Annotated in this window: 17 protein-coding genes; 16 read left to right on the forward strand and 1 reads right to left on the reverse strand. The window is 40.1% G+C overall.

Translation table 11 applies throughout. The features are described from left to right. Positions 1-280 precede the first annotated feature (280 nt). The 15 genes from ABEQ24_RS15950 to hxlB all read left to right on the forward strand — a co-directional run bounded on the left by ABEQ24_RS15950 (position 281) and on the right by hxlB (position 13,267). The gene (locus ABEQ24_RS15950) at positions 281-943 is read left to right on the forward strand and encodes a C40 family peptidase (protein ID WP_430007704.1); all 663 of its coding nucleotides are present in this window, start codon (positions 281-283) and stop codon (positions 941-943) included. A 396-nt stretch (positions 944-1,339) separates the two neighbouring features. Next, positions 1,340-2,050, forward strand: a complete 711-nt coding sequence (locus tag ABEQ24_RS15955; protein WP_430007705.1) for a metallophosphoesterase family protein — start codon at positions 1,340-1,342, stop codon at positions 2,048-2,050. Positions 2,051-2,099: 49 nt separating this feature from the next. Continuing rightward, positions 2,100-2,915 carry a lipid II flippase Amj family protein gene (locus tag ABEQ24_RS15960; protein WP_430007706.1) on the forward strand — a complete coding sequence of 272 codons (816 nt, stop codon included), beginning with the start codon at positions 2,100-2,102 and terminating at the stop codon, positions 2,913-2,915. A gap of 194 nt (positions 2,916-3,109) precedes the next feature. Beyond that, positions 3,110-3,547, forward strand: coding sequence for a MarR family winged helix-turn-helix transcriptional regulator (locus ABEQ24_RS15965; RefSeq protein ID WP_430007707.1), 438 nt, complete (start codon positions 3,110-3,112; stop codon positions 3,545-3,547). Positions 3,548-3,591: 44 nt separating this feature from the next. Continuing rightward, positions 3,592-4,227: a nitroreductase family protein gene (locus ABEQ24_RS15970; protein ID WP_430007708.1), complete on the forward strand. Its 636-nt coding sequence runs from the start codon at positions 3,592-3,594 to the stop codon at positions 4,225-4,227. Positions 4,228-4,262: 35 nt separating this feature from the next. Further along, the gene (locus ABEQ24_RS15975; protein WP_430007709.1) at positions 4,263-4,559 is read left to right on the forward strand and encodes a putative quinol monooxygenase; all 297 of its coding nucleotides are present in this window, start codon (positions 4,263-4,265) and stop codon (positions 4,557-4,559) included. Positions 4,560-4,891: 332 nt separating this feature from the next. Next, the gene (locus tag ABEQ24_RS15980; protein WP_430007710.1) at positions 4,892-5,644 is read left to right on the forward strand and encodes an ankyrin repeat domain-containing protein; all 753 of its coding nucleotides are present in this window, start codon (positions 4,892-4,894) and stop codon (positions 5,642-5,644) included. Between the two features lie 599 nt (positions 5,645-6,243). Beyond that, on the forward strand, positions 6,244-7,065 hold the full coding sequence (locus tag ABEQ24_RS15985) for a squalene/phytoene synthase family protein (RefSeq protein ID WP_430007711.1): 822 nt from the start codon (positions 6,244-6,246) through the stop codon (positions 7,063-7,065). A gap of 190 nt (positions 7,066-7,255) precedes the next feature. Beyond that, the gene (locus tag ABEQ24_RS15990) at positions 7,256-8,035 is read left to right on the forward strand and encodes a sugar phosphate isomerase/epimerase family protein (RefSeq protein WP_430007712.1); all 780 of its coding nucleotides are present in this window, start codon (positions 7,256-7,258) and stop codon (positions 8,033-8,035) included. Next, complete coding sequence (locus ABEQ24_RS15995) at positions 8,023-8,970, forward strand: sugar kinase (RefSeq protein ID WP_430007713.1); 948 nt, start codon at positions 8,023-8,025, stop codon at positions 8,968-8,970. The genes ABEQ24_RS15990 and ABEQ24_RS15995 overlap by 13 nt, the downstream gene beginning before the upstream one ends. A 12-nt stretch (positions 8,971-8,982) precedes the next feature. Then, on the forward strand, positions 8,983-10,269 hold the full coding sequence (locus ABEQ24_RS16000; protein WP_430007714.1) for an MFS transporter: 1,287 nt from the start codon (positions 8,983-8,985) through the stop codon (positions 10,267-10,269). 22 nt (positions 10,270-10,291) lie between these two features. Beyond that, a complete protein-coding gene (locus ABEQ24_RS16005; RefSeq protein WP_430007715.1) occupies positions 10,292-10,951 on the forward strand; it encodes a bifunctional 4-hydroxy-2-oxoglutarate aldolase/2-dehydro-3-deoxy-phosphogluconate aldolase in 660 nt (219 codons plus the stop codon). Between the two features lie 95 nt (positions 10,952-11,046). Further along, positions 11,047-12,039, forward strand: a complete 993-nt coding sequence (locus ABEQ24_RS16010) for a LacI family DNA-binding transcriptional regulator (RefSeq protein WP_430007716.1) — start codon at positions 11,047-11,049, stop codon at positions 12,037-12,039. 51 nt (positions 12,040-12,090) lie between these two features. Further along, entirely contained in the window at positions 12,091-12,732 is a 642-nt protein-coding gene (gene hxlA / locus ABEQ24_RS16015) for a 3-hexulose-6-phosphate synthase (protein WP_430007717.1), read from the forward strand. Continuing rightward, positions 12,719-13,267 carry a 6-phospho-3-hexuloisomerase gene (gene hxlB, locus ABEQ24_RS16020; RefSeq protein ID WP_430007718.1) on the forward strand — a complete coding sequence of 183 codons (549 nt, stop codon included), beginning with the start codon at positions 12,719-12,721 and terminating at the stop codon, positions 13,265-13,267. The genes hxlA and hxlB overlap by 14 nt, the downstream gene beginning before the upstream one ends. 47 nt (positions 13,268-13,314) lie before the next feature. Here the strand turns inward: hxlB and ABEQ24_RS16025 are convergent, their stop codons facing one another. Further along, positions 13,315-13,746, reverse strand: coding sequence for a VOC family protein (locus ABEQ24_RS16025; RefSeq protein ID WP_430007719.1), 432 nt, complete (start codon positions 13,744-13,746; stop codon positions 13,315-13,317). A gap of 323 nt (positions 13,747-14,069) precedes the next feature. Between ABEQ24_RS16025 and ABEQ24_RS16030 the strand changes: the two genes are divergently transcribed. Further along, on the forward strand, positions 14,070-14,987 hold the full coding sequence (locus ABEQ24_RS16030; RefSeq protein ID WP_430007720.1) for a nuclease-related domain-containing protein: 918 nt from the start codon (positions 14,070-14,072) through the stop codon (positions 14,985-14,987). Positions 14,988-15,301: the final 314 nt, after the last annotated feature.

Raw genomic sequence — 15,301 nt, forward strand, 5'->3', positions numbered from 1 at the left:
AGTAAATGCCTAGAGTGGAAAGCAACGGACAATATTAATAATTAATAACAACAATTTAATTGAAAACAGCATGTACGAAAGACAAGATTTAAAAAGAACTCTCCGGATATCTGGAGAGTCCTTTTTACGATTGATTTAGGTTCCAAGAATAGCGAATAATGTATAATCTGAACATATTTTGTACTATTTTGTAAAATAACTGTAATATAAAACGAATATTGTTGTTACATAACAATGATAGTATTAAGAAAATAGTAATTTAGTAATACGGGGGTAAAGAATGAAAAAATTAATTGCATCGTTTGTCTTAACAGGCGCGTTATTAAGCAGTCCAATAGTTGGCAGTGCTGCACTGGGAGATCAGACGTTAAAAAGCGGGATGTCGCATTCTGATGTAAAACAATTGCAACAATCATTGAAAAACAAGGGATACTTTACTTATAAATCAACAACTACATATTATGGTCCTATCACAAAGAACGCAGTTATAAAGTTTCAAAAAGCTAAAGGATTAAAAGCAGATGGAATTGCAGGCAAAAATACATTTAAAGCTCTAGGGAATCAATCAAGCAAGCCAGCTGTACAGAATAAGTCCAATATCGGAACTACTGCAAAAAAATATCTAAACGTACCCTACAAATGGGGCGGAATGTCTCCAAAAGGGTTTGACTGCAGCGGATACTTAAATTATGTTGTAAAAGAAAGCACAGGTAAAAAGCTTCCTAGAACAGTAGCGGATATTTACAAGCAGGGAGTTAAAGTTTCAACACCTAAAGCAGGAGATTTAGTATTCTTTGAGACATATAAGACAGGAGCGTCTCACGCAGGCATCTATTTAGGGAATAATCAATTCATTCATAGTTCTTCTTCTAAAGGTGTCACGATTACTTCAATGAACAACTCGTATTGGTCTGAGAGATACTTAGGGGCTAAAAAATATTAAAAGTATTATCGCAATTGAATTATATATAGATCCACAAAAATGCTAATCATCAATTTGATGGTTAGCATTTTTTGTCTATCTCAAAAAATATGTGTTTCTTTCTTTTTCTTTCAAGGAAACAATTCTACCTTGAAGTTAATATAATTAAGATTCAGGATCAGGAGTGTGTACTTTGTTTTTCATGATCCAGACGGAAATGCATTTGATGTATGGAGTGAACTGAGTCCGGTATATATGGCATTTTTTCAGTCTGAGCAGAAGCATTAAGCATGATTTTTTGAGTTTAAAATAAATGGATGACATGCTTGTTGAAGAAAAAGAAGGATTTAGACAGCCAAAAGTGGAAAGACATCATGAATAAAGTTTTACAAGGAGTCGGTTCGCATTAAAAGAATTTTGGCAATCAGTGATCTTCACGGATGTTTCGAAGAATTAATGAAATTAATCGAATTGATTAAATACAATCCCGCACGCGACCAGTTAATCCTGCTTGGTGATTACTTGGATAGGGGACCTGACAGCATGGAAACGCTGTCCAAAGTAATGAGTCTAGTTGGTGAAGGGGCCATTGCTTTGCGTGGAAATCATGATCAAATGTTTCTTGACTGGATCAAGTTCGATAACGATCGAAACGATCTGCATTTTTTCAGAAACGGGGGTTATGCAACCATTTCAAGCTATGCAGGCCCAGGGTGGTTTAAAGAAAAGGGCTATGACGATCAGTTAGTAAAAAAAGCGAAACAGCACATTCAGAACCACAATCAAGCACATTTAGATTTTCTTGACCATCTTCCATACTACCATGAAACAGAAGGTTATCTTTTTGTACATGCAGGCATCAATCCTTTTCTTAGAGATTGGATAAGCACTGAAAACACAGATTTTATGTGGATAAGAGATCACTTCCTGAAGAATGATCATCATCATGCACATACGATAGTCCATGGGCATACGCCTGCTTCACTTTTGCATTCTTCAAACGATATTTATTTTGGAAATAAGAAGATTGCTATCGATGGCTCATGTGCATATGGAGGTCAGTTGAATTGTCTGGAGATATTAGGTGATTCTGTAAAGCAATATGATGTTAAGAGCTGTAAGAGTTGAAGATTATGTTAAAGTCTCAACTTATCTTACATAAAAGCAGGTAGATCGAATGGACTTTATTACAGACAGAGTCTTATTTATCTCATTATTTATATTAATCATACACTGTATTGAAACGCTGGCATACGCTGTACGGCTTTCTGGAGCCAGAGTGAAAATGATAGCCTCAGCTCTTTCACTGTTTAATTTAATGGTGATCGTTTCAAGGATGTCAAATATGATGCAGCAGCCATTTACAGGAAGTCTTGTTGACCTTGCACCCAAGGAGAATACGCTGCAATATGTTGAAAATCAATATCGCATTCTTATTGCATCTTCTACGCTTGGGACCGTTTTAGGAATTGTATTATTGCCGACTTTCATCGCGCTATTTTCAAGAGCTATTATCCATTTGTCCGAGGCTAGAGGATCAATCCCTCTTTTATTAAAAAAAGGTCTCTCTTTTGAGTATTTAAAAAGAGGAGTAAAACATATTCAGCTGCCGAAAAAGGGTTATTTTATGACGATTAATATGAAACAGATTCCGATTAAACTCTTTTTTATTAATATGATCATTACTTCTATCTATACGATTGGCGTTTTATCTGCTTTATACGCAGCGCTATTAGTGCCAGATCGATCATCTACAGCGATCATGGCATCAGGATTAATAAATGGAATAGCCACCATCTTGCTTGTTATCCTGATAGACCCTAAGATTTCAGTACTGGCGGATGATGTGGTTAATAATAAAGGAAGTTACACTAAGTTAAAAAGCATTTCCATCATGATGATTACCTCAAGACTATTTGGAACGTTTTTAGCTCAGCTGCTGTTTATACCCGGGGCTCAATATGTAGCGTGGTTAACGAAATTTATTGTTTAAATACGGATGATAGAGGGCGTTCCTTATTAAAAGGAACGCTTTTTCCAATGCTGAAAATAGATAAGCCATATATGCAGGAGAAAGCTGTCATGACGTTTCATTCAAATCCATTTAGTTGACTTTAATAAACAACTCTATTATATTAGTTGATAGGTCAATGATTGACCCGTCAATCAATTAGAAAAAGGAGGAGGATGCGTTTGTCCAACTCGTGCAATCTGGATGAACAAATAGTCTATCGATTATATGAGATAAATAAGCTTACAATGCCTAAGTTTGAGCGGTGCACAGGAATCAGCCAATCAAGGCTTGAGCTTTTGCATGAGCTATATGAGGCAGATGAAATCAGCCAGACTGCTCTGCAAAAGAAAGTGAACATTGATAATGCGGCAGTAACAAGGCATTTAAAGCAGCTTGAGGAAAAAGGAATGGTTGTGCGCAGGAAAAATCCTGCTGATAACCGCATTACTTTTGTGAAGCTGACAGAAGAAGGCCGAATGAAGATCATTGCTTATAAAGATGAAAAGCAGCGGTTCATTTCAAATGTTTTAAAAGATTTTTCAGAAGAAGAACGTTCCTCTCTGTTAAATATGCTGAGCCGTATTCAAGGAAATGTGGAAAAGATTCAGTAAAAAAAACGAACGCATCATGAAAAGACTAAAGAGGAGAATGAACCATGAATAAAACATTAGTAAACGACTTTAAGGAAATTGTAACGGGTCGCCGTTCTATTCGCAATTATGATCCAAGTGTAAAAATCAGCAAAGAGGAAATGACGGAAATATTAACGGAAGCTGCACTTGCACCCTCATCTGTTAACTTGCAGCCATGGCGTTTTGTTGTAATTGACTCGAAAGAAGGAAAAGAAACGCTTGCTCCTCTTGCCAGATTCAATCAACGACAAGTTGAGACTTCTTCAGCTGTCATCGCTGTGTTTGCAGATATGCAAAGTGATTTGTACCTGGATGAAATTTATAATAAAGCTGTGGAAGAAGGACACATGCCGGCGGAAGTAAGAGATCAGCAAGTGCCTGCAATAAAAGGCTTCTTTGAAGCGATGACATTTGAACAAACAAAAGAAATGAATCTGATTGATGCAGGTTTAGTATCAATGCAGCTGATGCTCGTCGCTCGTGCACATGGATATGACACGAATCCAATCGGCGGTTTTGAAAAAGATCAAATTGCGGAAGCTTTTGACTTGGACAAGAACCGTTATTATCCGGTTATGCTTCTTTCAATCGGAAAAGCTGCTGATGGGGGATACAAATCAGTGCGCCTGCCGATTGAGGCTATTGCTGAATGGAAGTAAGTAAAAAAAAATAAAATGGAAATGGGGAAAATAAAATGATTATTATTCATGCTGGTTTAAAAGTAAATCCCGAAAAAGAAACTGATTTTTTAAACGAAATCCGCTCTTTAGTTGAAGCTTCAAGAGCTGAAAGCGGCAATATCTCATATGATTTAATGAAAGATACAGAGCAGGACGGAGCTTATACAATGGTAGAGGTTTGGGAAAGTGCTGAAGCAGTAGCAGAACACAACTCAAGTGAACACTTTACTTCTTTTGTTGGCAAAGCTCCGCAATTCCTGGCAGCTCCGCTCCAAGCGAAAGTGTATGATGGTAAACCGGTTGAGAGATAATCGAAGATTAAAAATCCCCATTCGAAGCAATCTTCGAATGGGGATTTTTTATGGAAGGAAAGTTTATCTGATAATGGCCTCCAATTTTAAAAAATAGCAATCGTAAATTTGCAGCAGGAAATCGGCGATTGGACATTTATGGTAAAATAAAAAATATCCTTTTATTTCTCCAAGTTTAAAAGGGATTTCATTAAATGGAGAAAAAATCTTAGGTTTTCTTTTTATAAATTTATAGGTTTTGCATTCATTTATTTTTCTTAACCAGGACAGTTCAATCATTCTGTTTTAAGCAGGATTGTTCTATAAAATCTAAATTTTGAGGAGAGCTGGGTATGAATATTATTTTTGAAGATGATGTGCTCGCCGTCGAAGCTGTCAAGGCAATCCATACTGGCAATGTTCTATCACTTAAGCGGCTTCTTGCTGATCATCCAGGTCTGGTCACGGCGAGAATTGTTGGAAGAGACTATAATGAAAAGAGTAATAGTTTAGGAATGTCGAGGACACTTCTGCATGTTGTGGCCGACTGGCCTGGTCACTTTCCTGGCGGTGCGGCGACAGTCAGGCTGCTGGTCAATGCCGGCGCTGAGGTAAACGCCCGATTCACCGGCCCGCACACCGAGACACCGCTTCATTGGGCTGCGAGTTGTGATGACATTGAAGTGCTTGACGCTCTTCTCGATGCCGGCGCAGACATTGAGGCTCGGGGAGCTGTCATAGCAGGCGGGACTCCGCTGGACGATGCGGTGGCATTCGCCCAGTGGCGTGCAGCCCGGAGGCTTGTGGAGCGCGGGGCAAGGACAAAGCTCTGGCACTCTGCTGCACTCGGGCTTATGGATCGTGTCAAAAAACAGTGCGAAGGCAGCAAATCACCTACTCCCGACGAAATCACAGAAGCTTTCTGGCTGGCGTGTCACGGCGGACAGCTAAAGACAGCAGAGTATCTCTTAAAGAAGGGAGCTACTCTCAATTGGATTGGCTATGATCATTTAACACCCCTCGATACTGCCCGCCGCAGCGGCGCCCATGAACTGGTCCAGTGGCTGGGCAGCCGGGGCGCAAAATCTGCGATCGAGCTGGTGTGATCGCTTAGAGGATTTTAGAGCTCAGGATTCCTTCATTTAAGTTGCGTTACAAAGCTTTGAGGCTAAGTAAAATAAGATCAATACAGAAATCAAATCGAGATACAGGGATAAAGAAATGATGTTGATTTTGGAAATGAATCAAAAAAAGCGGACGTCAAGCAAATAAAAAATAACCTCAATCATTAGAGGTTCTTTTTTTGCATTCTTCGTAACCTTCTTTCTTTTTTTATAAAAGTCGAGAACGATATCCATCATAAAACAAAACAGAAATAAAATGAAAACAGCTAATTCAGGCGTTTCCATCACAAGAAAGGGATTCAGTGCATTAAAAAAGGTGTCTCCCATTCAAACCCATGTAGTTTGTCTTTACCAAATGAAATTCCCGTTAACATAAATATGAATAAGTGCATTTAAGAGTCATGCATAAATCTGATATTTAATTCGAAAAGAGAGTTTTTTTGTAATAATCAATAAATACATGTTAGACTTCATATAAAGAAACTGTTATTTCAGCTATTGCCGACTTTAAGTCGCAAGTAGGCAGCTTTTCCAATCTGCTTGCAATCATTTAAAATGCCACTAAAGGAGATATTACGAAGATGAGTGAAGCAATAAATTTACATAGCGACGCAAGAGACGTTTTAATGGAAACAAGCCGGACATTCTTTATTCCTATAAGTCTTTTATCGCCAGGATTAAAAGAAACTGTTACATCCGCCTACTTATGCATGAGAGCTATTGATGAGATTGAAGATCATTCTGAACTACAAGCCGAAACCAAAAGCAATCTCTTGCGGTCAATCAGCAAGCTCTTGCAAAAACCCTTTAATCATAACGAGTTAATGGAAATTTTTTATCCATACAAATCCATTCTTCCTGATGTTACCTTACGTCTTGGGGACTGGATCAAGCTTTGTCCGCCGGCAATTGCAGAGAACGTTTTGGATGCAACGTCCACAATGGCGAAAGGGATGGCTGACTGGGTTTTAAAAGAGTGGAGGATTAAGAATGAAGATGATTTGAATCAATACACATACTATGTGGCTGGTTTGGTCGGAGTCATGCTTTCAGATATTTGGAAGTGGCATGATGCAACTGAAACAGATGAATCTCTTGCCATAGCCTTTGGCCGGGGGTTACAGTCTGTCAATATTCTTCGTAATCGTACAGAGGATTTAGAGAGAGGAGTAGATTTCTTTCCCGATGGCTGGGAATTAGATGATATGTTTATGTACGCAAGGCGTAATCTAGCTTTAGCTGACGTATACTTGGAGAATATTAAACCTGGCCCCATCCTTGATTTTTGCAAAATTCCAATAGCCCTTGCACATGGGACGCTTGATGCCCTAACAGAGGGAAAGGAAAAAATGAGCAGAACTGCTGTAACTGAAATAGTCAGTAATGTAGTAAGCAAACAATAATAATTTCATAATAAATAGTTCTAAAGGCAGCCTTAAGCTGTCTTTTTGTATGAGGGGAAATAGGAAGATGACTGCTTAGCTTAGGCAGTTTATTTTTTTTGAAAAAAAGGTTGTAAAACGCTTTCATACGGATTATAATTCATATAAACCGATTTACTAAACCGATTTAGTAAAAGAAAGGAGCATTTTTTTGAATCACGTAATCATTCCGCTTAATGCCTTTGATAGAAAAGAAGTTTTAGAGAATGGGCAGCTTTCGTTTATTAAGGTGATAAAAGAATCTGGAGCTTACGGCGCAGAAGTCAGAAGAGAATTGTTTTCTGAACAAGAATGGCCCTTGAAGCAGATGAGAGAAGAGATGGCAGGTTCCTTGTTTACCGTCTATTCAGCACCTGTTGAACTTTGGAAGATGAACGGAACTTTAAATGAAGAGGAAATTCTCGAAATTAAAGAAGAAGCCCTTTTGCTTGGTGCGAGGTGGTTGAAGGTATCGCTCGGTCATTACATAAAAGGCGTATCAGACTTAGCAAAACTGAATCAATTCCTGAATCAATTTGATTCGATGGAACTGCTGATTGAAAATGATCAAACCGCGCATGGCGGAAATGCTGAAATTCTTCGTTCTTTTTTTGAAAGCGCTTCTATTGAAAGAGTTCCGGTTAAAATGACATTTGATACAGGAAATTGGGTCTATACGAATGAAAACCAGATTGAGGCATTTGGAATGCTGAAAGATTATGTTGCATATTTGCATCTAAAGACTGTGGCAACATCTTGCAATGGATTAATTACCACTGAACTATCAAACAGTGATACAGCAGATTGGAGAAAGATAGCAAAGGAGCTGCCGGATGATCTCCCAAAAGCACTGGAATTTAAAATTCATCCTGTCAGCCGTTTGAAAGAATTTATAGAAATGGTTCATTCCAATGACACAAGTAGGAAAGGTGAGGCTGTATGCAAAAGTTAGATGTTGTTACGTTTGGGGAAGCAATGGCACTGTTCATGGCAGAAAATCCTGGACCGTTAGATGAGGTCAGGCACTTTACGAGGGAGCTTGCAGGAGCTGAAACCAATGTCGCGATTGGTCTCGCAAGACTCGGACTGAAATCTGGCTGGGCAAGCAAGGTGGGAGCAGACGCTTTTGGAACGTTTATTATGAAAAGGCTTGCAGAAGATAATGTGAATGTAGATCATGTTTTCAAAGATGACCGTTATCCGACGGGTTTTCAGCTCAAGGAAAAAGCATTGAAGGGAGATCCTGCGGTTCAGTATTTTCGCAAAGGATCTGCTGCAAGCTTTATGAGTGCCGAAGATTTTCAAAAAGACTATTTCAGCGGGGCAGGGCACCTTCACATGACTGGGATTCCACTTGCGATTTCAAGTCATACTCGTTCGTTTGCACAAAAAACCTTGACACATATGAAAGACTTGGGGCGCACAGTCAGCTTTGATCCTAACCTGAGACCGACGTTGTGGAATAGCCGGCAGGAAATGATTGAGGTAGTAAATGAGTTTGCTTTTAAAGCGGATTATGTCCTTCCCGGCCTATCGGAGGGGGAGATTCTTACTGGATACAGCAGCCCGGGAGATATAGCGTCCTTTTATTTAGAAAAAGGAGTCAGCCTTGTTGTCATTAAGCTTGGCGAACAAGGTGCATTTTATAAAAATCATGCAGAGGAAGGCACAGTTAAGCCTTTTGAAGTAGAAAAAGTGGTTGACACAGTCGGAGCAGGTGACGGGTTTGCGGTTGGACTGATCAGCGGACTGCTTGAGAATCTGCCGCTTCATGAAGCTGTTTTAAGAGGAAATGCCATCGGTTCTTTGGCCGTCCAATCACCTGGTGACAACGATGGATATCCAGATCGCAAGACATTAATCGATTATATGAACTTACCTATTTAAGGAGGAATTACGATGAAGCAACCATTAGCAAAACAAAGATGGCTCCGGTTAATACCAGTTGTTTTTATCACATACAGTCTTGCCTACCTGGACCGGGCGAACTATGCGTTCGGCGCTGCAGGCGGAATGGCGCAGGATTTGCAGATTACACCAGCTATTTCCTCGCTGCTTGGATCTCTGTTCTTTTTAGGTTATTTCTTTTTCCAGGTTCCAGGAGCACATTATGCCGAAAAGAAAAGTGCCAAAGTCCTGATTTTCTGGTCGCTGATCGCTTGGGGATCTCTTGCGACGGCAACAGGAATGGTCTCAAATGTAAACTTCTTATTTATCATCAGATTTATGCTTGGTGTTGTAGAAAGTGCCGTCATGCCGGCTATGCTTGTCTTTTTAAGCCACTGGTTCACTAAAGCAGAAAGATCCCGTGCCAACACATTTCTTATCCTTGGAAATCCGGTAACGGTATTATGGATGTCCATCGTATCAGGTTATTTATTAGAAGCGTACGGCTGGAGATGGATGTTTATTATTGAAGGACTTCCAGCAGTTATTTGGGCATTTTTATGGTGGAAGCTTGTGTTCGATCATCCTAAAGATGCAAAATGGCTCAGCGCAAAAGAAAAAGCGGACCTTCAGTTTGCGCTTGAAAAAGAGCAGGAAGGAATTAAGCCTGTTAAGAACTACCGTGAAGCGTTTAAATCGAAAGTCGTTATTTTACTCGCGGCACAATACGCTCTGTGGAGTGTCGGACTTTACGGATTCGTGATGTGGCTTCCTTCTATTATAAAAGCAGCACCGAATATGAGCATTGTGCAAACCGGATGGTTATCCGCTGTCCCTTATGTTTTAGCTGTCATCCTTATGCTTACCGCTTCACATTTCTCAGATAAGCTGCAAAAACGGAAAGAATTTGTCTGGCCGTTCCTGTTTATCGGAGCGATTGCCTTTTATGCATCGTACTTGATTGGACCGAATCATTTCTGGATCAGTTTCGTCCTGCTTATTATTGCAGGAGGCGCAATGTACGCGCCATATGGACCGTTTTTCGCCATAATCCCAGAGATTCTGCCGCGAAATGTCGCTGGAGGAGCAATGGCCTTAATTAATTCAATGGGTGCACTTGGTTCATTTGTCGGGTCATATGTCGTTGGTTATTTGAACGGTTCAACGGGCGGTTTTGCGGCATCATACATTTTTATGGCAGGTTCACTGCTGCTGTCAGCCATCTTAACGATTGTTGCGACGAAACAGGCAAAGGAAAAGAATATCAAACAGCCGAATATTAACACCAATATTTCATAAAAAGAATGAGGAGTGGAGAAGAATGGGAGTAACTGAAATTAAAAACCGCGGAGTTGTAGCAGTTATCAGAGGAGCAACGCCTGAATCCATTATTTCAATCGGAAATGCATTAAAAGACGGAGGGGTTACGGCTCTTGAAATCACGATGGAAACGCCTAGGCCAGCGTCTGTTATTGAGGCTGCATCGTCATACTTTGGAGACGATGTGCTAATTGGAGCAGGGACCGTCCTTGATCCGGAAACGGCACGGATGGCCATTCTTTCAGGGGCAAAATTCATTTTTTCACCAACGGTGCGAAAAGAAACGATTACAATGGCTAAACGCTATGGCGTCATTAGTGTTCCAGGGGCATTTACACCGACAGAAATTCTTACAGCCTATGAATATGGAGCAGATTTGATTAAAGTGTTCCCGGCTGATGCTTTTGGACCTTCCTATTTGAAAAATATTGCCGGCCCGCTGCCGCACATCCCGCTGATGCCGACTGGCGGCGTTGATCTTCATAATACAGCTGACTATATTAAAGCAGGCGCTGTTGCTGTTGGAGCAGGGAGTACTCTAGTGAATACAAAAAAACCATTAACAGAAGAAGCCTTGTTTAATATGAAAGAAAAAGCTGCAGATTTTATTAACGAAGTAAAAAAAGCAAGAGAAGAAATTCAAATGGCCGCTCGAGTTTGAGCGGTCCTGCATTTTAACTGAGGAAGAGGAGAGTGGATTAATATCTGTTTATCCGATAAAATGATTGGGACGAACAGATTGGAAAGAGTGATAAGATGGCAAGAGTGACAATGGCTGATGTGGCTAAAGAAGCAGGCGTTTCTAAAAGCACAGTCTCTCAATTTATAAATAAACGCTATGAATATATGGGCGAAGACACGAAGAAAAAAATTGATGAAGCGATTAAATTTCTCGGATATCAGCCCAACTATCTGGCAAGAAGCTTAAAGCAGAAACGAACATCGATGATCGGCATTATTGTCGGGAACATCATGCACAGGCTCTCGACAGAGGTAAGCCGTTCAATAGAGGATTATTGTCATAAGCATGACATTCATGCCATTCTCTGCAATGCCGATGACAATCCTGAAAAAGAGCGCAAATATATTGAAGTTCTTCATGCAAAACAAGTGGACGGACTGATTATTTTTCCGACAGGACAGAACCTTGAGCTGTATCAGAAGCTGATCGATGAAGGCTATCCGGTCGTGTTTATGGACCGTAAAATTGAAGGATTAAAAGCCAATTATGTCGTGGCAGCGAACCGTGATGCAACAGAGGAGTCCATAAAGCACCTGATTTCCCGGGGACATACTAAAATAGCCATTGCAACGCAGCCGCTGATGATCAGTCCGAGGATTGACAGGTTGAAGGGTTATAAGCAGGCGCTGAGTGAAGCGGGTATCCCGCTTCTAAAAGAGTATATGATTCATGCTGAACGGGAGCAGATTATACATGAATTGGAAAAGCTCTTTGCGCTAAAGGAGCCGCCAACTGCCCTTTTTGCCGGCAATGATTTAGTTTTTATCGAGATCCTTGAATTTTTCAAAGGCAAACAAATGAAAATCGGAAAAGATGCCGCATTGATTGTGTTTGATAATATCCCGCTCGCTCATTTAGCTGAAACACAAGTGACCACCATTGCCCAGCCCGGGTATGAAATGGGACAAAAAGCAGCTGAAATCCTGCTGAAACAAATTAACAACGAGCAGAATGAGGTGCACGAGCATATTTTTCCTTGTGAACTCATTATAAGAGAGTCATCGTAAGCGATTCTCTTTTTTTAAACATTTACTAAACCGGTTTATGGAGGGGTTAGATTGAAAATTCAACTGGCGCTGGACCGCTTATCGATTGATGAAGCCATTAAGATAGCCGGCCAGGCAGAGCCATACATAGACATCATTGAAGTTGGAACTTCTCTGATAAAAGAATTCGGGGTAATCAGCATATCCAGGCTGAAGGAAGCTTTTCCGGATAAACTGATTTTAGCGGATATGAAAACGATCGATAATGCCCAGTATGAATTCAGCTTATGCTTTGAAGCTGGCGCAGACATCGCAACCGTCATGGGAGTAAGTCCGATTCAGACAATTGAAACGTGCCTCGATGCTGCAGCAAAGCATGAGAAAAAAACAATGATTGATTTATTAAACACAACGGCAGAACAAAAAGCGGCTCTTTTCCCTTATACCGAGGCTATTTTTTGTGATCACGTCAGCAAAGATGTGCAGGAAAAATCAGGATTGAAAAACACAGCTGCAGCCGTCTTTGATCCCTCTTTGCAGTGGGCAATGGCAGGGGGGATAACAGGAGAAATGATTCAAAATATGGCAGGACCGTTTCCTGATATAGTTATAATCGGATCAGCGATTACAAAAGCCTCTAAGCCTGATAAAGCTGCTGAAGCATTGCGTGAAATGATAGAAAGAAAGAAGGCGAAATCACATGAACCAGCTTGAAACGATACTATCTGAAATAGAAACAGTCATGAAAAGAAGCAGCTTACAGCAGGTTGAGCCGATCGTAAGCGAACTTATAAAAGGTCAGCGGATTTTTGTTATTGGCGAAGGCCGTTCGGGGTTAATGGCTAAATCCTTTGCGATGCGCCTGATGCATTTGGGAGCAGAAGTCTATGTGGTAGGAGAAACGATTACCCCGAGTATATCAGAGAGTGATATTTTAGTAGCTGTCTCAGGGTCCGGCACGACAAAAAATGTTGTCTGGACAGCTGAAAAAGCAAAGTCGCTCGGGTGTGCGATTATCGCTGTAACCGCTGATGCCGAAGCACAGCTCGCAGCACTTGCCACCCATATCTTACACGTACCGGCAGCAACCAAATACCGCAAAGAAGGCGAACAGCCGACAATCCAGCCACTGGGATCGTTATTTGATCAATGTGTTCATATCCTATTTGATGGCATTTGCCTCCAATATGCAGAAAAGAAAAAAATCAGCAATGAACAGGCGTTTCAAAAACACAGTAATATGGAGTAGGTAAAAAGGTAAGAGCTTGGGCCACATTGACCCAAGCTTATTTTTGATTAGAAAGTAAGCATGGCACCGCGCTCATCAAAAACTGAATCTGGATTCCACGCAATTTCCCATAAATGATTCTCAGGGTCGGCGAAATAAGCTGTTCTTCCTCCCCAAAAGGCGGCGCTTGGCTCTCTTACAATTTTCCCGCCGCTGCGTCTCACTTGTTCAATCGCAGTGTCAACTTGTTCTGGCTGATCCACATTAATGGCAAAGGTTACACCGATATAATGATTGGGGGATTTATGAATTTCAACACCCGCATCTTTTGCCAAATCTTCTAAAGGAAACAATGACAGCAACACACCTGCCGTTTTAAAAACGGCATAATTTTCTAATCCATGATCGGTTTCTTCCCACCCAAGACTGCCATAAAATTCCCGAAGAACAGGCAGGTTCAGACAGCCAATTGTTAATAAGGATACTCTTTGCGGAACCATTATGTACCTCCAAATAGTTAGATTTCACTTGATAGATTCGATAGAGGAACTTGTTTATCCTTTGTTTGTATTGATTAAAGTACGGATGTTTAGATAAATGAAGTTGATTTGGGAGTAATCACTTAATGAGTAAGTAAATCTATGAATAATCCAGTTTTGTTTATTCAAATTGCCTAATTGAATTCTCAAATCTGATAAATGGCCTGTTTAGGAGCAAAGTACGAAGGAATCAAGAAGTTTAGAGCACCATTAAATTGAATTTTTAAGGTTTGCAGTTATTTTTAATACGCTTTATTATTAGGAAAAAGTGAAAGGAGAAATGCATGTTGATCATGAAGTCCCGCTCTGAATCATTAGAATTGCGAATCTTAAGGAATTTAAATGCGAGAATGAATTTGCCTGCAAAAGATAAAAATCACTATGATTATCTAAAAAAGGGGTATGAAGGAGAGCTGAAGTTTGACGAATGGATGATGAACAAAGCTCATAATGGGCTCATTTTAAATGATTTGTTATTTGAGACAAACCGTTCTTTATACCAAAACGATTCAATTTATATCACATCAAATAAGATTTTTCTTTTTGAAGTTAAAAACTTTGAAGGTGACTATTTTATTGAAAGAGATCAATGGTTTTCATCTTCAAAATTAGAAATAAAAAATCCCCTTCATCAATTAAAAAGAAGCGAATTATTATTTCGGCGATTGCTGCAGGAACATAATTTCACCTTTTCAGTTGCAGCATATCTTGTTTTCATTAACCCCGAATTTCAGCTCTATCAAACTCCTCTTAACCTTCCGATTATTTTTCCGTCTCAATTAAACCGTTTTGCAGATACATTGGATAAGAACTCTAATACACTAAAAGAAATTCATTCTGCTCTCGCACATAAATTGTTATCTTTTCATCTAGATGATTCACCATATAGCCGCTTACCGAACTACAGCTACGAACAGCTTACTAAAGGAATACTTTGTCCGGTCTGTTATTCTTTTTATACCCCTCTGACCAATTTGCGCCTGATATGCCAGAACTGCAAGGGAATAGAAGGACATCAAAGCGCTATCCTACGCAGCGTGGAAGAATTCAAGATCCTCTTTCCAAATTCCAGCGTTACAACAAACCAAATCCATGATTGGTGCAGCATCATAGATTCAAAGAAAACCATTTGGAGAATCCTTTCACAGAAATTTAATAAAGAAGGGCATGGGAAAGCTGCTAATTATGGGGAACTTCTTTGACTATCTTAATTTTAATAGAGAGATGAGGCACCTTGCATTGATTCCACAATCGATGGAATGAGTGTGATAGGTGGAATCAAAAGGGTGCTATGATTCCACAGTTGATCGAATGAGGCTGAAAAGTGGAATCAAACGGTTCTATGATTCCACAATCGATGGAATGAGGAAGCATAGTGGAATCAAAGGGGTGCTATGATTCCACAATGGATGGAATGAGAGTGAAAAGTGGAATCAAAGGGGTGCTATGATTCCACAATGGATGGAATGAGCGTGAAAGGTGGAATCAAAGGGGTGCTATGATTCCACAATGGATG

Origin of the sequence: Metabacillus idriensis (genome assembly GCF_050483325.1) — a bacterium.
Lineage (GTDB): Bacteria > Bacillota > Bacilli > Bacillales > Bacillaceae > Bacillus_P > Bacillus_P idriensis_A.